We start from the raw sequence: 23,039 nt of genomic DNA on the forward strand, positions 1-23,039 counted from the left end.
CCTGTCAGCGCCGCTCAACGCCGCTCAGCGCCCCGTGCGAGCCTGGAATTTGATGGAAGCACGCGCTAGGTCGACCTACGGTGCAGCCGCGAAATGCGCCTGTGAGTGAGGTGACGCTTGATCGACCTGGTACGGACACTGGAAAAGGCCATCACGGTATCCGCCAACAAGGCGTGGCCCGTCTTGCAGCGCCTGAGCCGGCTCGGCGGCGAGCCCAAGCCGTTTCACCCGAAGTGGAGCGACAAGCCGATCCCGAGGGGCGGCCAGCGCTCGAAGCCCCCGCTCGGCTGGCCTCGCGAGACGGACAGCCTGTGCCCGCGCTGCGTCAAGGAGGCGCGCGCCGAGATCCTGAGTGGCAAGGCGGACTGGACGAAGCTCATCCACGACAAGCCCGGGGAGATCCGCGCCAGCATCGTCGCGCGCGACGGGCGCGTGGTCATGGAGAAGACGTGCCCGAAGCACGGCTTCTTCTCGGACACGATCTCGATCGACCCGGAGTTCCTCGCCCGGATCGAGCGCCTCTTCGCCGGCCGCGACGTCGAGATGACGCCGGATAAGATCCACAACCACGGATCGAGCACCATCCGGTACGGGCGCGGCGCGGTGCTCACTGTCGATCTGACGAACCGCTGCAACATGATGTGCGACCCGTGCTTCATGGATGCCAATCAGGTCGGCTATGTGCACGAGCTGTCCTGGGAGGAGATCACGCGGATCCTGGACGACGCGGCGGACGTGCGCCCGCGCCGCCAGATGTCGATCCAGTTCTCCGGCGGCGAGCCGACGCTGAGCCCGCATTTCCTCGACGCGATCCGGTACGCACGCCAGAAGGGGTACTTCGCGGTGCAGTGCGCGACGAACGGGATCCGCTTCGCGGAGGAGCCGGGCTTCGCCATGAAGGCCAGGGAGGCCGGCCTCCGGATGGCGTACCTGCAGTTCGACGGGGTCACGAACACCGCGAACAGCCACCGGAAGATCGGCAACCTCTACGACGTGAAGCTGCGGGCGATCGAGGAGCTCTCGGCCGCCGGGATCGACGTCATCCTGGTCGTGACGATCGTCAACGGCGTGAACAACGACCAGGTGGGCCCCATCATCGACTTCGCGGTCCAGAACGCCGACAAGATCACGGTCGTCAGCTTCCAGCCGGTCAGCTTCACCGGACGCGACGAGGACATCTCCGACGAGCTGCGCGAGAAGCAGCGCTACACGCTGAGCCACCTCGCGCACGACATCGCCCGGCAGACCGGCGTGACCGACCCGCTCCGCGACTGGTTCCCCCTGTCGGCGCTCAGCCCCTTCGGCAACGTGACCGACCTGCTCGACGGCCCCGACAAGGACTGGGGGCAGATCAACTGCGGGTGCCACCCGAACTGCGGGATCGGGACCGTGCTGTTCGTCCACAAGAAGACGAAGAAGATGGTCCCGCTGCTCGACTTCATCGATGTCGAGGGGCTGCTCTCCGACCTGCGCGCCATCTTCGACGCCGGGCGCGGCCCCACGCTCACGAAGGCCCAGGTCGTCGCCGCGCTGCTGCGCCACTACCAGCCCGAGAAGGCGCCGTCCAACTTCAATCTCGCGACGCTGGTGAAGCAGTTCATGAGCCAGACCGGCGCCGCGCACGCCGGCGAGGGCGACGCCAGCGCGTACGAGTGGCGGGTCCTGTTCGTCGCGGGCATGTGGTTTCAGGATCTGTTCAACTACGATTTCCGCCGCACCGAGATGTGCATCATTCCGTACGGAACGCAGCTCGGCGAGATCAGCTTCTGCGCGTACAACACCGGCGCCGGGTGGCGAAACATCCTCGAGAAGATGAAGGCAAACGCCACGGTGGCCGAGTGGTACAAGAAGCACGGCAGGCATCCTGTGCACGCGAAGAATAAGGATCTTCCTTTACCGGCCTACGACAACCCCCTAACGATCATCGAGCACGATCTTGCATTGCACGAGCGCGAGCAGGGCGTCCCGCGCGCGCGACCGCCGGCCAGGCGGCTGCCGATCGTGAGCTGATCGCGCATCCTCCCCCCCGCGCGCGTTGCGCCACCGTCCCCGAGCGCCGACAGAGAGGTCACGCCGGCCCCGCCTGTCGGCGAACGGTCGTAGTACACCTCACATCGGCAGGGAGTCGGGTTGTCGCCGTGGCTGTGTGGGACGGGCGCGCGCAATGCGGAGAGCGGCGCATGACTCGTGGAGAACGCGCCACGCATGGTGTAGCCTGGCCATGTGACCTTGCACGGTGGCCGCTATGAGAGCTTGCGCGCCATCGCGTCGGGCGGCATGGCCACGGTGTATCTCGGGCGGGCCGTCGGCGCCGGCGGGTTCGAGCGCCTCGTCGCCCTGAAGATGATGCACCCGCACATCGCGGCGGAGCCCGAGTTCGTCGCGATGTTCCTCGACGAGGCGCGCCTCGCGGCGCGGGTCCGCCACCCCAACGTCGTCGCGACCTTCGATCTCGTCGAGGACCCGCTGTTCCTCGTCATGGAGTACATCGAGGGCCCGTCGCTGCACCTCCTGCTCCGCACGTGCGCGCGGGCGAAGCGGCCGGTCCCCATCGGGATCGTGCTCCGCATCTTCCTCGACGTGCTCGCGGGTCTCCACGCGGCGCACGAGCTCACCGGGTCCGACGGCGAGCCGCTCCACCTCGTGCACCGCGACGTCTCGCCGCAGAACGTGCTCGTCGGCATCGACGGCGTCTCGCGCATCACCGACTTCGGCGTGGCCCGCGCCGAGACGAGGCTCATGTCGACGCAGGGCAACGCGCTCAAGGGCAAGCTCTCGTACATGGCGCCCGAGCAGATCCGGGCCGAGCAGGTCGATCGCCGCAGCGACGTGTACTCGGCCGGCGTGGTGCTCTGGGAGATGCTCACGGAGGAGCGCCTGTTCAAGGCCGACAACGACGGTGCGTTGATCGCGCAGATCCTCCAGGGCCCGCCCGCGGGTCCGCGCGGCGTGGTGCCGTCGGTCCCGGCCGCGATCGACGGGATCTGCCTGCGCGCGCTGCGCGCCGACCCGGACGAGCGGTTCCCTACCGCAGCGGCCTTCGCCGAGGCGCTCGAAGAGGCGGCCGCGCACACGCCGGGCGTCGCGGTGTCGTCGCCTCGCGCCGTGGAGGCGCTCATCAAGGAGATCGGCCTGCGCGACGTCACCGCGCCCATCAGCGTGCGGAGCGGCCCCGCGTCCGGGCCGAGATCGGCGCGCCCGCCGCTCACCCAGCGCTCTCCTCGGAGCGAGCCCCTGCCCCTGAGCCAGCGCTCTCCGCCGAGCGAGCCCCTGAGCCAGCGCTCTCCACCGAGCGAGCCCCTGAGCCAGCGCTCTCCTCTGGGCCTGCGGATCCTCGGGGCGGCGCCGGACAGCTCGGGCGCCGACGGCAGCGCGCCGGGGCTGAGCGCCGTCGTCTCCGAGGCCGTGTTCCGCCGGCAGCACATCGTGCGCCGCAGCGTGATCGCCAGCGTCTGCGCGGTCGCGCTCGCGGCCGGGGTGGGCGCCTTCCTCGCCGTCGGTCAGCGCGAGCCCGCCGCTCGAGAATCGGCGGAGAGCGTCCCCGCCCCCCCGAGCTCACCGCTTCTCCCCACGACCGTGGCCGACAGCGCGACGGTCCACGCGGCCGCGCCGGAGCAGCCCGGCGGGCCCACCGAGGCTCCCGTCCCCGGCGGCTCCGCCCAGGGCCCTGCCCCGGGCGTGATCGCACACGGTCCTCCTCCCGACCGACCCGCTCAGACCCCCGTGGCTGGCCGAGCCGCCCAGGGCTCCGCTCTCGGCAGGTCCGCACACGGCCCTGCTTCCACCGCCAACCGCGCGACGAACGCGGCCCCGCGGCCGGCTCCCAGAGCGACCCCGCCCGTGGCCGTCAAGCCCAGGACGAGCCGGCCGGACACGCGCACAGCGAGCGGCTCCAACGTCTCGAAGACGAAGCCGGCGCCCCGCTCATCGGCCGTTCGCAGCGCAGCGCCGAAGGCGCCGGAGCCGAAGCGGAGCGTTCCGCGGGCGACCTCCCGGACGCCGTTCAACCCAACAGGGCTGTGACGCGCGACCCGGCGAAGCGGTGACGCGCAACCCGGCGAAGCGGTGACGCGCAACCCGGCGAAGCGGTGACGCGCGACGTCACGACGGTCGTGAGACGCCATCGGCGCACCTGCGTCCCAAAGACGTCAGCGCTGGACAGACGCGGCACGCGGCGCCTGAGCACCGGCGCGGCGGAGCGCGTCGCGCGACGCCGGCCTGGCGATGCTCCTTTTTGCCGCCTCGTCCAACACTCCGGCCATGGAGGCCCGTCCAATGCTCCGGCGACCACGACCTTCCGCTGCCTCGGCTCAGCTCGCGCGACCCGAGGTCGCGCTGTCACACATTGAACGCCTCGCTGCGTCACCTACATCGTCGCAAGAGACAGCAGAAGGTCAGTCGTCATCTCACGAGCGCGACATAGGAGGTAGGCTATTCTTGTCGTGGGGCGGTATGTGCTCGCCCAAGTGAAAGACGCGCCGCGCGTCAGACGTTACCCCGGGGGAACCAGCTCATGCGCTCGCTTTTCGAGCAGGTGGTCGAGTGCTGCGGCCTCGCGCCCACATTCGCCAGGAAGATCATCCAGGAGGCCTGCGACCGGAGCGGTGTGTCGCCGCCCGAAGCGATGACGCCTGCCGATCTCATCCGTTCACTCCCCCAGATCCGCCAGGCCCTCGGCGTCTTCCTCGAGCCCTCGGAGGTCGCGCTGAAGACGGCCGCGATGCGCGCCCTCGTCAAGGGCTCCTGGCCGTCGATGCCCGCCGTCGTCCCCCCCGCCCAGAACCAGGAGAGCCGGACACATCAGGAGGAGCCGAACGCCAAATCGAGCTCGTAAAGCTCGTAGTGCGATCGCTTCATTCCGAGCGCGACATAGGTCGACTGAGCACGCGCGTTCGCGGTCTCCACGTAGAGGCGGATGCCGCATACGTCCCCCGCGTCCGCCGCCACCTCGTGGACTCGCCTGTACAGCGCCCGGAAGATCCCGCTGCGCCGCGCCGCGGGTGACACGTAGACGGATTGGATCCACCAGAAAGTGCCGTTTCTCCAGTCACTCCATTCGTAGGTCACCATCAGCTGCCCAGCCACGTCGGAGGCGCGCTCGGCCACCAGATAGAACCCTTTGGCCTCATCCGCGATCAGCGCGGCGGCGCCGCGGAGGGTGGTGGCGGTGTCCAGCACCTTGCCCTCCGTCTCGAGCGCCATGGCCCGGTTGTTCGCCGCGATGATCGCCACGTCCGTGGGGACCGCCCGGCGGATGACGAGCTCTGTCACGGGGCGACCTCCCGGCGGGCGTCGCAGGGGCGTGCTCCCGGCGAGCGGCCGGAGGGCGGCCTGCAGGGGAGCTCGGGAGCGCGGCGTCGGATCGACATGGCCGACCCCATACCGCGGACCGCGCGGCTGCTCAACGGCTGCGTCCCGGTCTCGCGGCGAGAGCGCAGAAGGCAGCGGCGAAGGCGCCGCCGCGGTGCGTTATGTTTCGAGATGCGATCATCGACGTGAGCGGCGGGCAATCCGGCGCACCGCGGTGATCCACGGAGCTTCGCGCCGGCGCGGCGCCGTCCGGCCGCCCCCTGTGCCGGCCGGCGGGGAGGTTGTGCTCCCCGCCCGATCGCGCGTACCCTCCGGGCGCGCAGCCTCCGGAGGGTGCCCCTTGACACTGCTCGTCAGCGACTCGATTGCCCAGCGCGTCCAGCGCCTGGAAATCCCTTTCAACAGCTTCGGGGTCGATCCTTACGGCATCTCCCGGAAGCACCTGGGTCTCTTTTTCTCGCTCCTCGACTTCTTTTACCGTCATTATTTCTCGGTGGGCGTGACGGGCACGGAGAATGTCCCTGTGCGCGGGCGCGCGATGCTCGTCGGCAACCACTCGGGGGGAATCGCCATCGACGGAGCGATGGTGGTCGCATCGATGTTCTTCGAGATGGAGCCGCCGCGGCTGGCGGAGGGGATGGCGGAGAAATTCATCAATCGCCTCCCGTTCACCTCGCTCTGGTCGAGCCGCACAGGGCACTTCACCGGCCTCCCCGAGCACGCGAGCCGCCTGCTCGAGGACGAGCGGCTGCTCATGGTGTTCCCGGAGGGGGCGCGCGGCACCGCCAAGCTCTACAGCGAGCGCAACTCGCTCGTGAATTTCGGGTCCGGGTTCGTCCGGCTCGCGATGAAGACGAGGACCCCCATCCTCCCCTTCGGCTTCGTCGGCGGCGGGGACGCGGTGCCCACCGTCGCCAACTCGTACACGATCGGCCGGCTGTTCGGGGTGCCGTATATCCCGATCACCCCGTACCTCGTCCCGGCCCCGCTGCCGGTCCAGCTGGAGATCACCTATGGCGAGCCGATGACGTTCGCCGGGACCGGCGCGGAGGAAGACGAGGTGATCCTGGGCCACGTGGAGCAGGTGAAGGCGAGGATCGCCGAGCTCATCGAGGCCGGGCGAAGGCGGCGACGCAGCAAGCTCGCGCTGGACCAGCGCGGCGCCGCGCCGCCCAGGCCTGCTTCGTCGAAGGAGCGCGCATGAGGGTCCTCATCCCTGGAATCACGGGTCAGCTCGGCCGCAGGGTCGCGACGCGCCTCCTCGAGGAGGGGCACCAGGTGATCGGCATCGACCGGCGGCCGTGGCCCACCGCGCCGGCCGGCGTCGAGATGCACAACGTGGATCTGCAGAAGCGCGCCGCCGAGGAGGTGTTCCGCAAGAGCCGGCCCCAGGCCGTCATCCACATGGCGACCGTGACGCACCTCGTGGAGCAGACCGAGGAGCGGTATCGGATCAACCTCGGCGGCACGCGCGTCGTCTTCGACAACAGCCGCGCCTGCGGGGCCGAGCACGTGATCTTCGTCGGACGACACACGTATTACGGCGCTGGCCCCGAGTCGCCGCTCTACCACACAGAGGAGGATCCGCCGATGGCGGTATCCACCTTCCCCGAGCTCGCCGACCTCGTGGCGGCCGATCTCTACGCCTGCACGGCGCTCTGGCGCGCTCCCGAGCTCTGCACGACCGTGCTGCGGATGTGCTACACGCTCGGCCCGACGGGCCACGGCACGCTGGCGAGCTTCCTCCGCGGGCCTCACGTCCCGTACGTCCTCGGGTTCGACCCGCTATTCCAGTTCATGCATGAGCAGGACGTCGTGACCGCCATTTGCCTGGCGCTCGAGAAGCGCATCCGCGGCGTCTACAACGTCTCGGGCCCCCAGCCCGTGCCCCTGTCGCTCATCATCCGGGCAGCGGGCAGGGTGGCGGTCCCCCTCCCCGAGTTCGTGCTGCGCAACGCGCTCGGCCGCTTCGGCCTCCCGAAGCTCCCGCGCGCGGCGCTGACCCACATCAAATATCCTGTCGTCGTGGACAGCGCCGCCTTCCGCGCCGCCACCGGGTTCAAGCACGCCATCGACGAAGCCCAGGCCGTCCGCGAGTTCCGCGACGCGCACCCGGTCCAGGCGGGCCGCCCCTGAACCGTCCGGAGATCTCCGGACATCACCGCTCATAGCGGGATGCAGATTCGTGTGATACGGGCTCAGCCGCTAGGCAGGCGAGTGAGGCGTACGAAAGTACGCCGCAGCGAGCCGAACGACGCGGCTGAGCCCACAGCGCACGAAGATGCGCCCCGCGATAGGAGGTCCCTTTGTTGTCGGACAAGGTCAAGCAGTTCGCGCCGGCCAGGCTCACCGCGGACGTCAGCGCGCTGCCCGAGCCCGAGAGGAGGGCGCTCGGCAAGCTCATCGAGGCCTCGCGGTGGCTCGATCCCGTGTTCGACCGGCAGGCCTACGCCGCGAACCCCGAGCTCCGCGAGCGGCTCCTCTCGGACGCCACCCCGGAAGGGCGGGACAAGCTCGCCTATTTCGACATCATGCGGGGCCCGTGGGACAGGCAGGATCACCACCGCCCCTTCGCCATCGACAGGCCCCGACCGCCCGGCGCCGGCTTCTACCCGGAAGATCTCGCGGCCGACGAGCTCCACGCGTGGACGAAGCAGCACCCGGGCGACAAGGAGGCGTTCGAGGGCCTGTTCACCCTCATCCGCCGCGACCAGGGCGGGCTCGTCGCCGTGCCGTACAGCCAGGCCTACGCGGCGTGGCTCGGCCCCGCCGGCGCGCTCCTCGAGGAGGCGGCGGCGCTCACGGCGAACGAGAGCCTCCGCCGGTTCCTGAGGTCGCGGGCCGCGGCGTTCCGCTCGGACGACTACTATGCATCCGACAAGGACTGGATGGATCTCGACAGCCCTGTCGAGGTGACCATCGGCCCTTACGAGACCTACGAGGACGAGCTCCTCGGCCTCAAGGCATCGTTCGAGTCGTTCGTCACGGTGAGCGACCCGGCGGCCTCCCGGAGGCTCTCCAAGTACAAGGAGCTCCTCCCGGAGATGGAGCGCAACCTGCCCATCCCCGATGAAGTGAAGACGCAGCGCGGCGGAGAGAGCCCCATCCAGGTCGTGGACCTTGTCTTCAGCGCCGGCGACGCCCGCAAATCGGTCCAGACGATCGCGTTCAACCTGCCGAACGACGAGCGCGTCCGCGCCGAGAAGGGGGCCAAGAAGGTCCTGCTCCGCAACGTCATCGAGACGAAGTTCGAGCTGATCATGCGGCCCATCGCCGAGCGCATCCTCGACCCGGCGCAGCTCGAGCACCTGTCCGCCGACGCGTTCTTCAACGAGACGCTCTTCCACGAGCTCTCGCACAGCCTGGGCCCGGCGTTCACGCGCGCCGACGGAGAGCGGGTCGAGGTGCGGCTCGCGCTCGGCGCGACCTACTCGGCCATCGAGGAGGCCAAGGCCGACGTGATGGGCGCCTACAACGTCCTCTTCATGATCCAGCGAGGCCACTTCGCCGAAGACTTCCGGGAGAAGCTCCTCGTCTCGTATTTCGCGGGGCTCTTCCGGAGCACCCGCTTCGGCGTGGCCGAGGCGCACGGCAAGGGCGCCGCGCTCCAGATCAACCGCTTCCTCGAGGAGCGCGCCGCCCGCTTCGAGCCGCAGACCCGGCGCTTCACGGTCGACGCCGCGGAGCTCGAGGCCGCCATCACCCGCCTCGTCCGTGACCTCTGCCTCCTGCAGCACCGCGGCGACAGGCAGGCCGCCGGCGAGCTCCTCGCCCGCTACGGGGAGGTCTCGGAGCCCATGCGGCTGGCGCTCGGCGGCCTCGAGGGGATCCCGATCGACATCCGGCCGATCTACCCGCTCGCCGGCGAGTGAGCCGCGCTCACGGCGAGCGAGCGGCGCTCACGGCCCGAGCTGGACAAGGAACGCGTCGCCGGCGCCGCGGCTCGTGACCACACCGCTCCCGAGATCGAGGACGCCGTCGAAGCGGCCGGTCACCCAGCTGCCGCCGAGGGGATCGACGGCGACCGAGGCGCCTTGCTGCTCGCCCGAGTCGCCGAACGAGCGCAACCAGATCGGGTTGCTGGCCGGGTCGAGCTTGGCCACGAACGCGTCGGCGGCGCCCGTGGCCGAGCGCACCACGTCCCCGAGCTCGATGCTCCCGTGGAAGGCCCCGGTCAGCACGATATTGCCGGCCAGGTCGATCGCGACCGACGCGCCCTCCTGGTCGGCGTCGTCGCCGAAGTCCTCGCACCACTGCAGGACACCGTTCTCGTCCAGCCGGATGACGAGGATGTCCTTGTCTCCCGCGGTCGTGCGCACGGACTCGCCGACGGTGACCGAGCTGCGGAACGAGCCGGTCACGACGACGTTGCCCGCGCCGTCCACCGCGACGCCGAGCGCCTCGGCGGCGTTTGTCGCGTTGGCCGACTTGCTCCAGATGGGGTCGCCCGAGGGGTCGAGCTTCGCGATGAACAGGTCGCTCTTGGCCACGGTGGAGAGCCCCTTCTCGTCCCCCCCGAAATCGATGCTCCCGCCGAACCGGCCGACGAGCACGATGTCGCCGTGGCCGTCGACGGCGACGCCGGTGCCGGCCTGGTCCTCCGCGTCGCCGAACTGCCTGGCCCACTGGACGTTGCCGGCGGCATCGAGCTTGGCGAGGAACACATCGCTCTTGCCCTGGCTCTCCAGGAGGAAGCGCTCGCCCTGGCGGCTCTCGCCGAAGTCGAGCGTGCCCCAGAACTCGCCGGTGACGAACGCGTTCCCCGCCTCGTCCACGGCGACCGCCGTCGCGTGCTGGGTGGCGCCGTCGCCGAAGCGCCGGCTGTACTGGTGCGCCCCGGAGGCGTCGAACCGCGCCACGACGACGTCGGAGCGGCGCCCGCGGCCCTCGCGCACGCCGCCGCCGAAATCGACGTCGCCCGACGCGCTGCCCGCGAGCACGACGTCGCCGCCCGGCGCGAGCGCGACCCCCCGCGCGACGCTGTCCGCGAAGCGGCGGCTGAACCGGAAGCGCCCCTCGCGCCTGGAGGCGTCGCGGGAGAACGAGACGAGGAAGGCGTCCGGCTCGGCGAGCGCGCCCAGCTCATCCGACGGGCCCGCGCCGAGATCGGTGCTGCCGGACGCCGACCCGACCACCACGGCGGCGCGCGCGCCGACGGCGACGCCCATGCCGTGCTGAGCGCCGGTGCCGCCCAGCGCGACGCTCTGCACGGGATCGCCCGTGCACGCCCGCCCGTCGCAGTTCTCGTCCTCGGGCGTGGCGCAGCTCTCGAACGCGGGCAGCACCTCGTCGACGCAGGCGCCGGCGTCCGTCCCGTCGTCGTTGCACGTGGCGACGCCGGGCGTGCAGAGGCCGACGCCCTCCGTGCCCTGCGGCCCGGCGTAGCAGGCCGTCGCGACGCGGGGGACGCAGACCTCCACCTCCGGGCTGCCCCCGCCCGCACCGCTGCCGCCTCCGCTGCCGCCTCCCCCCTCGACCACCGGGTCCAGCGCGACGTCGGGGAACGGCGCGAGGAAGGCGCACGCGCCCATGCCGGAGCAGGCCAGGGCGAGCGCCGCGACGGCGCCCCTTCCGAGGCGGCGCGCGGCGCTCACAGGACCCCCTGCACGGCGACGCCCGCGCCAGTCACGCCGACCCACGGCGAGAGCGCCGTCGGGCCGGGAGCGCGCGGCGCGGGCGACGGCCGCCGGCCGGCGGCGTCCTGAGGCGCCGCGCGCGGCGAGGCAGAAGGCCAGAAGAGGTACGTGGCGAAGCCGCCCGCGACGAGGGCCGCCCCGGTGAGCACCGTGCTCGTGATGGCGAGCGCCTGCCCGCGATCACGCAGCGCCTGCCGCTCGCCCAGCGAGCCCGGAGCGGGGCTCGCGTTCTTCTTCAGGAAGGTGTGCCGCACGTCGTAGGCCATCACGCCCGTGAGCACGGCGGCGGCGCCGAGCGCGGCCGCCGCCCCCACGACGGCCACCGGCGGGATGCTCAGGCCCGGCGCGGGCGCTCGGGGCGGCGCCGGGCGAGCCGGCGCGCTCGGCCGCAGGACCGCGAGCGGGCGCTTGCGGCCGAGCTCGGCCCGGAGCTCGACGACCGCGCCCGTCTCGGCCTGCACCGTGGCCTCGAACCGCTCGGCGTAATTCTCGGCCCTCACCGCGATCCGCCGCGCCCCGGGGCTCACGAGGATGGCCGCGCCGACGAGCGCCGGGTGGATCGGCTCGCCGTCGATCGCGACGCGCACGCCGGTCGCGTCCTCGGGCAGCTGCAGGACGATCTGCGACGTCTTCGTGCGGAGCTTCTCGATGCGTGACCGCGACTCGCTGGCGAGCGCGAGCTCCTTCCGCGCGGCCGCGCCGGACATGGCGAGCTCAAACGCGTTGAGCGCCTCGACGACGTGGCCGAGCGCCTCGTGACAGACGCCGAGGTGATACCAGAGCGCCGGTGACACGACGATCTTGCGGATGCGCTCGTAGGTCTCGAGCGCCTCCGCCCACCGTCCCTGGTCCTCGGCGGCGAGGCCGAGCGCGAAGAGGTGCCGCGCGGACGCGAGCTCCGCGGCGCTCGGCTGCCGCGGCGCAGCGGCCGCCACCGTGTCGCCCGCGACGGCGCCCGGCGCAGCGGCCGCCGCCGTGTCGCCCGCGACGGCGCCCGGCGGACCGCGGTCGGCGCCCTCCGGGTAAGGCTCGGCGAACGCAGCCGGACCGACGCCGACCACGGCGAAGAATACCACTCCGCCGATGGTGATCCGATGCTCCACCCACGCCTCCTTCCTCAACGAAGCGATAGAGGCAATCTAAACGTACTCACGCTGCACTATTCTAGACAACTGGAAAATTGTTTGAGATTGGTGCCCGATCCTGGAACGCTCTTGCACAGCCCGCGAGAGCTTCAACATGGTCGGATTCAGGACGACACAGGAGTCGCAGGTACGAGCTGTGATAGCGCCCGTCGATCTTGTGCCAGGCCAATTTCTCGGCCGCTATGAGCTGCTGATCGCCATCGCGCAGGGCGGAATGGGCACGGTGTGGGCGGCCCGGGAGCGCGGTGGGGCGGCGGGCAACAAGATCGTGGCAGTCAAGACGATGCTGCCGGCGCTCTCCAGCGATCCGCGCTGCAAGCGCATGTTCCTCACGGAGTCTCGCATCGCGGCCCGGATCAAGCACCCGAATGTGTGCGCGATCCTGGATCAAGGTGAGCAGAGCGGGGTGCTCTACTTCGTGATGGAGTGGATCGACGGCGACGCGCTCGTGGCGCTGCTCGGCGGCAGCACCCGCACGCAGGGCCGGCCGCTCCCCCTGCCCGTCGCGGTGCGGATCGCGATCGAGACGGCGCGCGGCCTGCACGCGGCCCACGAGCTCCGGGACGAGGACGGCGCGCTGGTCGGGCTCGTGCACCGCGACGTCTCGCCGCACAACATCCTGATCACGCGGGAGGGCTCGGTCAAAATCGCCGATTTCGGCGTGGCCAAGGCCATGGCGCAGGCGGACAACCCGACGACAAACACCGGGCACATGAAGGGCAAGATCCTCTTCATGGCGCCCGAGCAGGTCTACAGCGAGCAGCTGGACCGGCGGTCCGACATCTTCGCGCTCGGGATCGTTCTCTATCAGCTGACGACGGGCACGCACCCCTTCGCCGCCAGCCACGACCTCGCGACGATGGCGCGCATCGCGCGGCCCGAGCCGGTCGATCCGCCGAGCTCGCTCGCCCCCGGCTACCCGCCCGCGCTCGATGCGGCGGTGATGCGCGCGCTCGCCAAGGATCCGGCCGAGCGGTTCGCGACGATGGCCGAACTCGCGGACGCGCTGGAGGCGGTGAACGCGACGCTGGGCGGCCGCCACGAGGAGGTCACGGGGTACATCCGCGACGCGCTCGCCTCGCGCTCCTCGCGGCGCGCGGCGGTGATCAAGGACGCGCTGCGCGCCGCGGACGACAGGTCGCGGGGGCGGTCGCCCTCCCGGCTCGATCCGCGCCGCCGCGCCCGGACGATCGCCACCGCGGCGGCGCTCGTCGCCTCGGGCGCGCTGCTCGGTGCGGCGACGCTCCTGTGGATCGGCCTCGGGGAGGGCCCCGCCGCGCCGGCCGTGGAGGTGCCCGCGGTGCCGCCCCTCACGGTGGAGCCGCACCCAGGGGTCGCGACCGCCGAGCCGCGCGCGCCGGAGCCGCCGCGCGCTTCCGCGCCGGCGCCCTCCGCCTCGCCCGCGACGCCGCCGTCCTCCGCCCCGGCTGCGAGCACGAGCCCGGGCCCGCCGCGCCCGCGAGCGCCCGCCGAGACCGGGCGCGCCAGGTTCCGCGAGCCCGGCTTCTAGCGCCGCGCGGCGCGCGGGGCGCTAGAAGCTCGGCGCGCGCCGCGCCCCGGCGCGCCTCGAGGAATATTCGGGCGGCGCCGGTTGTCCTCGGGCGGCCGGGCTTGCTATGAGCTCCCACCCGTTATGCACGACGTACGCGCCCTGAACGAGCTGGTCGCCAAAGAGAGCGCCTTCATCGAGACCCTGCTCAACGAGGTTGGCAAGGTCATCGTCGGCCAGACGTACATGATCGAGCGCATCCTCATCGGGCTGCTCACCGGAGGGCACGTGCTCCTCGAGGGCGTCCCGGGGCTCGCGAAGACGCTCACGGTGCGGACGCTCTGCGACGCCATCGAGGCGAAGTTCTCCCGGATCCAGTTCACGCCGGATCTCCTGCCCGCCGACCTCATCGGCACCGTCATCTACAACCACCAGAAGGGCGACTTCACCTCGAAGCTCGGCCCGATCTTCGCGAACCTGGTGCTCGCCGACGAGATCAACCGCGCGCCGGCGAAGGTGCAGAGCGCGCTCCTCGAGGCGATGCAGGAGCGGCAGGTCACCATCGGCGACACGACCTACCCGCTGCCGAGCCCGTTCGTGGTCATGGCGACCCAGAACCCGATCGAGCAGGAGGGGACCTACCGGCTCCCGGAGGCGCAGGTCGACCGGTTCATGCTCATGGTCAAGGTCGGGTACCCCGCGCGCGCCGAGGAGCGGCTGATCATCGACCGCACGACCTCGGTGATCGAGGGCAAGGCCGCGAAGGTGACGACGCCCGAGGACCTGGTCTCCGCGCGCAAGGTCGTGCGCGACGTGTACATGGATGATCGCGTGAAGGACTACATCGTCGACGTGGTCTTCGCGACCCGCGAGCCCGGGCAGAAGGGGATGCGGGAGCTGAGCAGCCTCATCGAGTACGGGGCGAGCCCGCGCGCCTCGATCGCGCTGGCGCTCGCGGCGCGCGCGCACGCCTTCCTGCGCCACCGGGGCTACGTGACGCCGGAGGACGTGAAGGCGATCGGCCCCGACGTGCTCCGGCACCGCGTCGTCCTGACCTACGAGGCGGAGGCCGAGGAGGTGACGTCCGAGCAGATCGTCCGGCGCGTGTTCGAGGTGGTCGAGGTGCCGTGATCAAGGCCTCGGGCTCGAAGAACCCGCTGCCGCCCGAGCTCCTGAAGCAGCTCCGGCGCATCGAGATCCGGACGCGACGGCTCGCCAACGAGCAGCTCTCCGGCACGTACTCGTCCGTCTTCAAGGGGCAGGGCCTCTCGTTCCGCGAGGTCCGCGCTTACATGCCCGGCGACGACGTGCGCTGGATCGACTGGAACGTCTCGGCCCGCATGAGCGAGCCGTTCGTGAAGGTGTTCGTCGAGGAGCGCGAGATGACCGTCATGCTGGTCGTCGACGCCTCGCAGAGCGAGCAGTTCGGCACGCGGCGGGCGTCGAAGGCGCGCATCGCCGCCGAGATCGCGGCGCTCTGCTCGTTCAGCGCCATCAAGAACAACGATCGCGTGGGCCTCGTGCTCGCGACCGAGGCCATCGAGAAGCTCGTCCCGCCGAAGAAGGGGGACAAGCACGTGATGCGCGTCATCCGGGAGATCCTCGGGCACGAGCCGAAGTACACGGGGACGAACCTGAAGCTCGCGCTCGAGACCCTGGTCAAGGTGGCGAAGCGGCGGAGCGTGGCGTTCGTGATCAGCGATTTCTTCGCCACCGGCTTCGAGCGCTCGCTCTCGCTCGCGAGCGCGAAGCACGACGTGATCCCGGTGATGCTCGTCGACCCGCGCGACGAGGAGCTGCCCGACGTGGGGCTCGCGACCTTCGAGGACCTGGAGACCGGCGAGGAGGTCGTGGTGGACACCGGCGACCGGGCGGTGCGCGACCACTACCGCACCGCCATGCGCAAGCTGCGGGGCGACCGGGACAAGCTCTTCAAGAAGCTCGCGCTCGACGCCGTGGTGGTGAAGACGGGGGAGAGCTTCGTGACGCCGCTGCGCGACCTGTTCGCCAAGCGGGCGCGGAGGCTCAGGCGATGAGGCCGCGCCGCTCCTGGATCGACGGCGCGGGCGCCTCGCCCGCCGCGCGCCTGCCCGCGTGGGCCGCGCTCGCGGCGGCGCTCGCGTGCGCGGCGCCGGCGCTCGCGCAGCCGGACGCGGGCGGCGCCGGCGGGCCCGCCGCTCGGGACGACGACGCGCCGCCGCCGCCGCCGCCGCCGCCGCCGCCGCCGCCCGCCGCGACGGAGCGCGGCGGGAGCGTGTGGGCCTCGTGCGCGGAGCACGTGCCGCCCGGCGCGACGCGGCCCAAGCTCCAGGAGACGTTCCCGAAGAACGGGTTCAGCGGGTACGCCGCGCCCCTCGAGATCACGGTCGCGCACGGCAAGGGCGAGACGGTGCTGCCGGAGGGGTTCAAGGTCCAGGGCGACAGCGACGCGGCGCGCGCGCTGGAGAAGGCGGGGTTCATCCTGCCCGAGGCCGACGCGGGCGCCGGGCCGACCCGCACGACGACGGCGACCGAAACGGGCGCGACGACCCGGCTGGTCATCCCGTTCGTCCCGCTCCCCAAGGAGCCGGGCAGGAGCGTGCTGCAGCTGCCGCCGGTGCCGATCGCCGTGTCCCGCGCGAGCGGCGAGCTCGTCACCGTCTGCACCCGGCCGCACGAGATCGTGGTCGAGGATCCGATCGCCAACGAGCGGGATCCCAAGGTCAGGCCGAACCCGCCGCCGCGGCCGCAGCGGGAGGAGTGGGTGCTCGCGAAGCAGCTCACGGCCGGCATCCTCATCGGCGCGGCGCTCGGGCTCATCGTGGCCTGGCTGGTCCGGCGCTGGATGCGCCGGCCCCGCGTCGTGGCCGCCCCGCCGCCCAAGCTGCCGTGGGTCGCCGCGCTCGAGGAGCTCGAGGCGCTCCGGCGCTCGAGCCTGCTCAGCGAGGGGCGGACCGACGAGTACTTCGACCGCGTGAGCGACAGCGTGCGCAAGTACCTCGGCGCGCGGTACGGCTTCGACGGCCTCGAGACCACAAGCGACGAGATGCGCGCGCTGCTCGCGCGGGTGCGCCCGCCCGTGCCGGTGCTGCCGCAGATCGCGCGGTTCCTCGCCGACTGCGACCTCGTGAAGTTCGCGCGCCTCCAGCCGAGCGAGGCCGACTGCCTCGAGGCGATCGAGCGCGGCGAGGTCATCGTGCACCGCACGACGCCGCCGGCGGTGCGGCCCGCCGAGGGCGCAGGGCCCGGAGGCCCGCCCGCCGCCAAGCAGCCCCCGCCCGCTCGCCCGTCCCGGGCGCCGGAGGAGGCGCCTTGAGCCGCGCGAGGCGCGCGGCGCTCGCGATCGGGGCGACGCTTGTCGTCGCCGCGCTCGCCGGCGTTTACCCCTACCTGGCCCGCCGCGACGCCTGGACGGGCGCGAGCTGGCAGACCCCGTGGTTCTTGCTGGCGCTCCTCGCGGTGCCGGTCGTCTGGTACTGGGGCATCTTCGCGGAGGACGCGCGCAAGCCGCGGCTCCGGCTCGGCACGGTCGCGCCGCTCGTGCGCGGCCCGCGCGGCCTGCGCAGCCACCTGCGCGACCTGCCGGGCGTGCTGCGCACCGTCGCGCTCGCGCTCCTGATCCTGGCGATGGGGCGGCCGGTCAGCGTGCTCCGCGAGCAGCGCACGGACGACAGGGGCATCGACATCGTCGTGGCGCTCGACCTGTCGGGCTCGATGCGCGCGATCCTCGACGCGCGGCCGAGCGACCTGCCCGGCCAGCCGAAGCTGCCGCGCAGCAAGCGGCTGACCCGGCTCGACACGGCCAAGCTCGTCCTCCAGGACTTCATCGGCCGCAGGAAGACCGATCGCCTCGGCGTCGTCGTCTTCGGCAAGGCCGCGTACGTGCTGTCGCCGCCGACGCTCGACTACCACCTGCTGACGCAGATGGTCTCGCAGATGACGCTCAACGTGATCGACGGCAGCGCGACGGCGATCGGCGACGCGGTGGGCACCGCGGTCGCCCGCCTGCGCAGGAGCGACGCGCAGTCGAAGGTCGTCATCCTCCTGACCGACGGCGACTCGAACGCGGGGTCGATCTCCCCCGAGTACGCGACCCACCTCGCGACCTCGCTCGGCGTGAAGGTCTACACGATCCAGATCGGCACCGACGACGAGGTCGAGGTCGAGGACGGCGTCGATCTCTTCGGGCAGCCGCGCTACGTGCGCCACCGCTTCCCGGTGAACCCCGCGCTGCTCCAGGAGATCGCGCAGAAGACCGGCGGGGAGTCGTACGTGGCGACCGACGCGAAGGCGCTCGCGGACAGCATGCACGACGTGCTCGACCGGCTGGAGACGACCCGCTTCGAGGCCTCGAGCGCCGCGTACGAGGATCTCTTCCCGTTCCTGCTCCTGCCCGGGGTGTTGCTGATCGGGCTCGACGCGCTCCTGCGCGCCTGGTTGCTCCGGAGGTTCCCGTGAACTTTGCGGCCCCGTGGTTCCTGCTCGGCACGGCGTTCGCCGCGCTGATCGGCCTCCTGCTCATCCTCGGCGGCTTCGGCGTGGCGCGCGCCATCAAGCGCTTCGGCGACGAGGATCGCGTGAAGGCGCTCACCACCGCCGACCCGGCGAAGCGCCGCGCGTGGAAGGGCGTCCTCCTCGTGCTCGCGACCGCGCTCGCGTTCGTGGCCGCGGCGCGGCCTCAGTACGGCAAGGGCACGCGGCTCGTGCCGGCGACCAACGTCGACGTGGTGGTCGTGCTCGACTACTCGAAGAGCATGTACGCGCGCGACGTCGAGCCTTCCCGCATCTTCCGGGCGAAGGTCGAGGTCGCCCGCCTGATCAAGGATCTCGAGGGCGCGCGCTTCGGCGCGGTCGCGTTCGCCGGCGAGCCGATGGGCTTCCCGCTCACCGCCGACGGCGCCGCGATCGCTCAATTTTTCCGCCAGCTCGACCCGAACGACATGCCGATCGGCGGCACCGCGATCGCGCGCGCGCTCGACCAGGCGAACGATCTCCTGAAGCGCGATCCGAAGTCCGCCGAGCACAAGCGGATCATCCTGCTCGTCACCGACGGCGAGGATCTCGAGGGTTACCCGCTGAGCGTCGCCCAGGCGATCGGCGCCCAGGGCACGACGGTCCACGTCGTGCAGATCGGCGGTCGCACGCCGGAGCCGATCCCGGAGATCGGCCCGGACGGCCGCATCGTCGGGTGGCGGACCGACCGCCAGGGCAAGCCGCTCACGACCGAGCTGTCGCTGTCGGGCGAGCAGCAGCTCGCGTCGATCGCGCAGGCGACGCCGGGCGGGCAGATCATCCGCGCGGAGAAGGGGACCACGGGCATCGAGACGATCGCGGCGGAGCTCAGGCGGCAGATGAAGAGCGAGCTCTCGGAGCGGGTCGAGACGGTCTATGCGGACGTCTACTTCTACCCGCTCGGCCTCGCGATCCTGCTCCTCATCGCCGAGGTGTTCCTCAAGGACGCTCCGCGCCGGCGGTTCGTGGCGACGAGCCCCAAGGCCACGCCGAAGCGCGCCGCGCTGCTGAAGGGGCGCGCGGGCGGCGCAGACCTCGCCGCGGAGGCGGGGCCGGCGGCGGAGGGCAACGCGGGAGGGCAGCATGCCGCGTCGTGATCGCAAGCGGGTAGATCTCTCCGGGTTCTTCGCGCGCCACGGGCGCTGGCTCGCGATGGGGCTCGCCGCGGCGTGCCTCACCGGGGCCGCGTTCTCGGCGGCGACGGGGTGCAGCGGGTGGGATCCGTCGTCCCCGTTCGAGCGGAACGCGCCGGCGGTCGATCAGGCGATCCGCGATCTCGACGCGGGCGACCTCGAGTCCGCCGAGCAGGCGCTCGAGAGCTACCTGGGGACGGGCGCGTGCAGCGACGCCGGCATCGGGCTGCCCGACTCCGTGCGCCAGAAGCCGAACGGCTCGTTCGACCTCGGGCTGACTTTGTTCCACCTGGCCGAGCGCTATGGCCACCGGTTCGGCGACGAGGGGCTCGCGGACGGCGGGCCGGAGCAGGAGCAGAACGACGCGCTGCGCGGGATCGAGATCGACTGCGCGCTGATCCTGGTGAAGGCGATCGGCGCCGATCCGAGCGTGCCGGCCGACCTGCGCGCGCGCGCCCGCTACCTCGCGGGCAACCTCGAGTTCTTGCGGCGCAAGTACGAGGACGCCGTGACGTATTACGACCAGGCGCTGGCCATCATCCCCGGCATCTTCGAGGAGGCGGGCGGCGACGGCATCGGCCGGGACGCGGCCTGGAACCGGGCCATCGCGCTGCGGCGCATCGAGGAGCAGAAGGACGCCGCGCCGCCGGACGCCGAGCCCGATGCCCCGCCGGACGCCGAGCCCGACGCCGGCGACGATGGTGGCGAGCCGGACGCCGGCGACGATGGCGGCGAGCCGGACGCCGGCGACGACGGCGGCGAGCCGGACGCCGGCGACGACGGCGGCGACCAGGACGCCGGCGACCAGGACCAGAGCCCTGACGCCGGCCCGCAGGATCAGCCGCCTGACGCGGGCCCGCCCGAGCAGCCCGAACCGCCGCCCGAGCAGCCCCAGGAGCAGCCGCCGACCGGGCGGCAGGACGATCGCATCCTCGACCAGCTCGAGGAGGCGCCGACGTACCAGGAGCAGGAAGCGAAGAGCAAAGCCGGCATGCGCCGCGGCCGCGCGATGGAGGACAAGTGACGCGCCCGCCGCGCTCCCCCGCCCCGCTCACGCTCGCCGCGCTCGCCGCCCCGCGCCTTGCGCCGCTCGCGACGGCGCTGCTCTTCGCGCTGCTCGCGCTGCTCGCTCCGCTCCGCGCGCGCGCCCAGCAGCCGGAGCTCTCGGCGCGCGCGAGCTCCACCGAGGTCGAGGTCGGCGAGCCGTTCACGGTCGAGGTGAAGGCGCTCGTGGAGCGCGGCGCCGGCATGCCGTCCGATCCGGAGCTGCGCGTCCCGCCCGACCTCTCCGTCGCCTCCGGCCCGAGCATCGGGACACAGATGAAGACGCAGCTCAGCGGCGGCGTGATGACCACGCAGCTGGGCATCAGCGCGACGTGGCAGATCGTCGCGAACAAGCCCGGCCGCTACACGATCCCGGGGCCCACGATCGTGTGGAACGGCAGGCGCCTGCCGGCGGATCCGATCCTGATCAAGGTCGTGCCCGCGAGCGGGCGGCCGCGCCGGCCGAACAACCCGTTCCTGCTGCCCGGCGGCCCGCTGCACGGCTTCCCGTGGCCGTTCAGCGGTCCGGGCGGCCTCCTGGACGACGAGGTGGTCGAGGACGAGCCCGAGGACCAGGCGCCGGAGCTCGCGATGCCGAGCGAGCCCGCCCCGGTGGTGTTCCTGCGCGCCATCCCCGACAAGACGACCGCGGTGGTCGGCGAGCAGGTCACCGTCTCGTTCTACCTGTACTTCCGCGAGAACGCGGAGATGAGCGAGCCCCGCGCCGCGCCCACCGCGGACTTCCTCCGCCACGCCCTGCTCGAGGACCCGCGCCACGAGCGGCCCGTGTACACGCGGGTCGGGGGGCACCGCTACGCGGCCCGCCTCGTCGACAAGCTCGCGCTGTTCCCGCTGAAGGCGGGCGAGCTGCACACGGGCAGCATGCAGGCGCGCATCACGGGGCGACGGATCGGCGCGCGCGTGCTGCGCGAGTCGAACGACGTGGTCGTCCGGGTCACCGAGCCGCCGCTCGCCGGCCGCCCGTCCGGCTACGTCCTCGGCGACGTCGGTCAGTTCACCCTGAAGGCGACGGTGCAGCCGCGCCAGATCGAGCAGGGCGGCTCGGTGGCCGTGACCGTGCAGGTCGCGGGCACCGGCAACTTCCCGCAGTCGCTCCGGGTGCCGGAGCGGACCGGCCTCGAGTGGCTCGACCCCGAGAAGCGCGAGTCGCTCGAGCCGCGCGGCGGCGCGATCGGCGGCTTCCGTTCGTTCGGCTACGTCGTCCGCGTCCAGGAGAGCGGCGCGGTGGATCTCGGGAAGATCGAGCTCCCCTACTGGGATCCGGCGCAGAAGCGCTACGTCGTCGAGAGCGCCGAGCTCGGCGTCATCCAGGTGACCCCGGTCGCGCCGCCGGCGCCGTCCGGGCCGCCGTCCGGGGCGCCTGGCGCCGGCGACGCCGCCGGCAGCGCCGGGCCGTTCGCCGGGATCCCGGGGCTCCGCACGTCGCTCGGCCCGTACTCCCCGCCCGCGACGCTGCCCCTCGACGGGGCGCCGTTCTGGCTGCTCCTGGCCGCGCCGCCGCTCGTCGTCACGCTGTTCGGCGCGGGCGATCGGCTCGTGCGCCGGGCGCGCGAGCGTCGCGCGGCGGGCGCGAGCTCGCCCGCCCGGCTCGCCGCGGTCGCGCAACGCGAGGCGGAAGAGGCCGCCGCGCAGGGGGATCTCGGGGCGACGGCCGCGGCGATCGAGCGCGCCGTGCACCGGGCGATCGAGTCCGCGACGGGCCTCCGCTCCCGAGGCGTCCTGCTCGCGGCGCTCCCGGACGAGCTCGGCCAGCGCGGCCTCCCCGAGCCGCTGTCGGCGCGCGCCTGCGAGGCGCTGGCCGCGTGCGAGGCGATCCGGTTCGAGCCGGCCGCGCAGGAGGGCGGCGCGGCGACCGCCGCGGCGCTCCTCGAGAAGGGCCGCGCCGTCATCAACGAGCTCGCCCGAAGGAAGCCGGCATGAACGGCCGCCGCTGCAGGCGCCGTCTCGCCGCCGCGCTCCTCCTCGCCGCGTGCCTCGCGCCGGCGCTGCCCCTCGCGGCGCGCGCGCAGCCGGCGGGGCCGCCGGAGGCGCTGTTCCAGCAGGGCACGGCGGCGCTCGGCCGCGGCGAGTACGGCGCGGCGGTCGACACGTTCGAGCTGCTCGCCGACCGCGGCTTCGTGCATCCGGACGCGAGCTACAACCGCGGCCTCGCCTACGTCACGCGCATCCGCGAGGGCGCGGATCGCCCCGGCGACCTCGGCCGGGCGGCGGCCGCCTTCGAGGAGGCGCTGCGCCTCCGCCCTGGCGACGCGGACGCGGATCGCGCGCTCGATCTCGTGCGCGCCGAGATCACCCGCCGGCGCTCGCGCCGCGCCGCGGATGCGGTCGACGCGCGCCCCACGCTCGACCGCGTCATCGTCGGCCTCGCCTCGGAGCGCACCTGGGCGGCGGCCGCGCTCCTCGCGTCGCTGCTGCTCTCGCTGGGCGTGGTCCTGCGGCGCCGTCCGGCCGGCCCCGCGCACGTCGCGGGCAGCGTCCTCGCGCCGACGGCGCTCGTCGCGCTGCTCGCGCTGGTGCCGCTCACCTATGCGGCGCGGCACCTCCGCCTCACGACCCGGGCAGGCGTCGTGGTCGTCCCCGAGGTCCGGCTCCTCGACGAGGGCGGGCGCGCGCTGCCCGCCGCGGCGCAGAGCCCGATCCCGGAGGGCGCGTCGGTCGAGGTCGCCAGGAGATCGGGCGGGCTGGCGGAGGTCCGCTGGGGAGCGACGGAGGGGTGGGTTCCGGCGTCGAGCATTCGGTTGCTCGCTCCATGAGCCGCGCCATCGTGTGC

The 23,039-nt window shown here is 72.4% G+C and carries 18 protein-coding genes; 15 read left to right on the forward strand and 3 right to left on the reverse strand.

Features of this window, described 5'->3' with window-relative positions; translation table 11 throughout:
• Nucleotides 1-117: 117 nt before the first annotated feature.
• From WME75_RS34165 to WME75_RS34175, 3 genes are all read left to right on the forward strand, one after another.
• Nucleotides 118-2,010 carry a radical SAM protein gene (locus WME75_RS34165; RefSeq protein ID WP_437479639.1) on the forward strand — a complete coding sequence of 631 codons (1,893 nt, stop codon included), beginning with the start codon at nt 118-120 and terminating at the stop codon, nt 2,008-2,010.
• A 213-nt stretch (nt 2,011-2,223) separates the two neighbouring features.
• Nucleotides 2,224-4,023, forward strand: coding sequence for a protein kinase domain-containing protein (locus WME75_RS34170; protein WP_437479642.1), 1,800 nt, complete (start codon nt 2,224-2,226; stop codon nt 4,021-4,023).
• A gap of 490 nt (nt 4,024-4,513) precedes the next feature.
• Nucleotides 4,514-4,834: a hypothetical protein gene (locus WME75_RS34175; RefSeq protein WP_437479644.1), complete on the forward strand. Its 321-nt coding sequence runs from the start codon at nt 4,514-4,516 to the stop codon at nt 4,832-4,834.
• Here WME75_RS34175 and WME75_RS34180 read toward each other — a convergent pair.
• Complete coding sequence (locus WME75_RS34180) at nt 4,801-5,271, reverse strand: GNAT family N-acetyltransferase (RefSeq protein WP_437479647.1); 471 nt, start codon at nt 5,269-5,271, stop codon at nt 4,801-4,803. The genes WME75_RS34175 and WME75_RS34180 overlap by 34 nt on opposite strands.
• Nucleotides 5,272-5,650: 379 nt before the next feature.
• Between WME75_RS34180 and WME75_RS34185 the strand changes: the two genes are divergently transcribed.
• The 3 genes from WME75_RS34185 to WME75_RS34195 all read left to right on the forward strand — a co-directional run bounded on the left by WME75_RS34185 (nt 5,651) and on the right by WME75_RS34195 (nt 9,182).
• Nucleotides 5,651-6,514 (forward strand): lysophospholipid acyltransferase family protein, encoded by an 864-nt coding sequence (locus tag WME75_RS34185; RefSeq protein ID WP_437479649.1) that lies wholly within the window; start codon nt 5,651-5,653, stop codon nt 6,512-6,514.
• Nucleotides 6,511-7,446, forward strand: a complete 936-nt coding sequence (locus tag WME75_RS34190; protein ID WP_437479652.1) for an SDR family oxidoreductase — start codon at nt 6,511-6,513, stop codon at nt 7,444-7,446. The genes WME75_RS34185 and WME75_RS34190 overlap by 4 nt, the downstream gene beginning before the upstream one ends.
• Before the next feature lie 170 nt (nt 7,447-7,616).
• Nucleotides 7,617-9,182: a dipeptidyl-peptidase 3 family protein gene (locus tag WME75_RS34195; protein ID WP_437479654.1), complete on the forward strand. Its 1,566-nt coding sequence runs from the start codon at nt 7,617-7,619 to the stop codon at nt 9,180-9,182.
• A gap of 27 nt (nt 9,183-9,209) precedes the next feature.
• Here the strand turns inward: WME75_RS34195 and WME75_RS34200 are convergent, their stop codons facing one another.
• The gene (locus tag WME75_RS34200; RefSeq protein ID WP_437479655.1) at nt 9,210-10,904 is read right to left on the reverse strand and encodes a hypothetical protein; all 1,695 of its coding nucleotides are present in this window, start codon (nt 10,902-10,904) and stop codon (nt 9,210-9,212) included.
• Nucleotides 10,901-12,049 carry a hypothetical protein gene (locus tag WME75_RS34205; RefSeq protein ID WP_437479658.1) on the reverse strand — a complete coding sequence of 383 codons (1,149 nt, stop codon included), beginning with the start codon at nt 12,047-12,049 and terminating at the stop codon, nt 10,901-10,903. The genes WME75_RS34200 and WME75_RS34205 overlap by 4 nt, the downstream gene beginning before the upstream one ends.
• Nucleotides 12,050-12,248: 199 nt before the next feature.
• Between WME75_RS34205 and WME75_RS34210 the strand changes: the two genes are divergently transcribed.
• The 9 genes from WME75_RS34210 (at nt 12,249) to WME75_RS34250 (ending at nt 23,022) form a co-directional block, all read left to right on the forward strand.
• Nucleotides 12,249-13,601, forward strand: a complete 1,353-nt coding sequence (locus WME75_RS34210) for a serine/threonine-protein kinase (protein WP_437479661.1) — start codon at nt 12,249-12,251, stop codon at nt 13,599-13,601.
• Nucleotides 13,602-13,724: 123 nt separating this feature from the next.
• Nucleotides 13,725-14,711, forward strand: a complete 987-nt coding sequence (locus WME75_RS34215) for an AAA family ATPase (RefSeq protein ID WP_437479663.1) — start codon at nt 13,725-13,727, stop codon at nt 14,709-14,711.
• Nucleotides 14,708-15,616, forward strand: a complete 909-nt coding sequence (locus WME75_RS34220) for a DUF58 domain-containing protein (RefSeq protein ID WP_437479665.1) — start codon at nt 14,708-14,710, stop codon at nt 15,614-15,616. Before WME75_RS34215 ends, WME75_RS34220 begins: the two co-directional genes overlap by 4 nt.
• Nucleotides 15,613-16,875: a hypothetical protein gene (locus tag WME75_RS34225; protein WP_437479667.1), complete on the forward strand. Its 1,263-nt coding sequence runs from the start codon at nt 15,613-15,615 to the stop codon at nt 16,873-16,875. The genes WME75_RS34220 and WME75_RS34225 overlap by 4 nt, the downstream gene beginning before the upstream one ends.
• Complete coding sequence (locus WME75_RS34230) at nt 16,872-18,017, forward strand: vWA domain-containing protein (RefSeq protein ID WP_437479670.1); 1,146 nt, start codon at nt 16,872-16,874, stop codon at nt 18,015-18,017. The genes WME75_RS34225 and WME75_RS34230 overlap by 4 nt, the downstream gene beginning before the upstream one ends.
• Complete coding sequence (locus tag WME75_RS34235) at nt 18,014-19,168, forward strand: vWA domain-containing protein (protein ID WP_437479672.1); 1,155 nt, start codon at nt 18,014-18,016, stop codon at nt 19,166-19,168. The genes WME75_RS34230 and WME75_RS34235 overlap by 4 nt, the downstream gene beginning before the upstream one ends.
• Nucleotides 19,155-20,228, forward strand: coding sequence for a tetratricopeptide repeat protein (locus WME75_RS34240; protein ID WP_437479675.1), 1,074 nt, complete (start codon nt 19,155-19,157; stop codon nt 20,226-20,228). The genes WME75_RS34235 and WME75_RS34240 overlap by 14 nt, the downstream gene beginning before the upstream one ends.
• Complete coding sequence (locus WME75_RS34245; protein WP_437479678.1) at nt 20,225-22,189, forward strand: BatD family protein; 1,965 nt, start codon at nt 20,225-20,227, stop codon at nt 22,187-22,189. Before WME75_RS34240 ends, WME75_RS34245 begins: the two co-directional genes overlap by 4 nt.
• Nucleotides 22,186-23,022, forward strand: a complete 837-nt coding sequence (locus WME75_RS34250) for a hypothetical protein (RefSeq protein WP_437479681.1) — start codon at nt 22,186-22,188, stop codon at nt 23,020-23,022. The genes WME75_RS34245 and WME75_RS34250 overlap by 4 nt, the downstream gene beginning before the upstream one ends.
• Nucleotides 23,023-23,039 lie beyond the last annotated feature (17 nt).

Origin of the sequence: Sorangium sp. So ce1014, assembly GCF_051521505.1 — a bacterium.
GTDB lineage: Bacteria > Myxococcota_A > Polyangia > Polyangiales > Polyangiaceae > Sorangium.

Bases quoted from the DNA above. Each gene is read 5' to 3' on its own strand.
- WME75_RS34175 (WP_437479644.1), top strand. From the start codon at position 4,514: ATGCGCTCGCTTTTCGAGCAGGTGGTCGAGTGCTGCGGCCTCGCGCCC.
- WME75_RS34215 (WP_437479663.1), top strand. From the start codon at position 13,725: ATGCACGACGTACGCGCCCTGAACGAGCTGGTCGCCAAAGAGAGCGCC.
- WME75_RS34190 (WP_437479652.1), top strand. From the start codon at position 6,511: ATGAGGGTCCTCATCCCTGGAATCACGGGTCAGCTCGGCCGCAGGGTC.
- WME75_RS34250 (WP_437479681.1), top strand. From the start codon at position 22,186: ATGAACGGCCGCCGCTGCAGGCGCCGTCTCGCCGCCGCGCTCCTCCTC.
- WME75_RS34225 (WP_437479667.1), top strand. From the start codon at position 15,613: ATGAGGCCGCGCCGCTCCTGGATCGACGGCGCGGGCGCCTCGCCCGCC.
- WME75_RS34240 (WP_437479675.1), top strand. From the start codon at position 19,155: ATGCCGCGTCGTGATCGCAAGCGGGTAGATCTCTCCGGGTTCTTCGCG.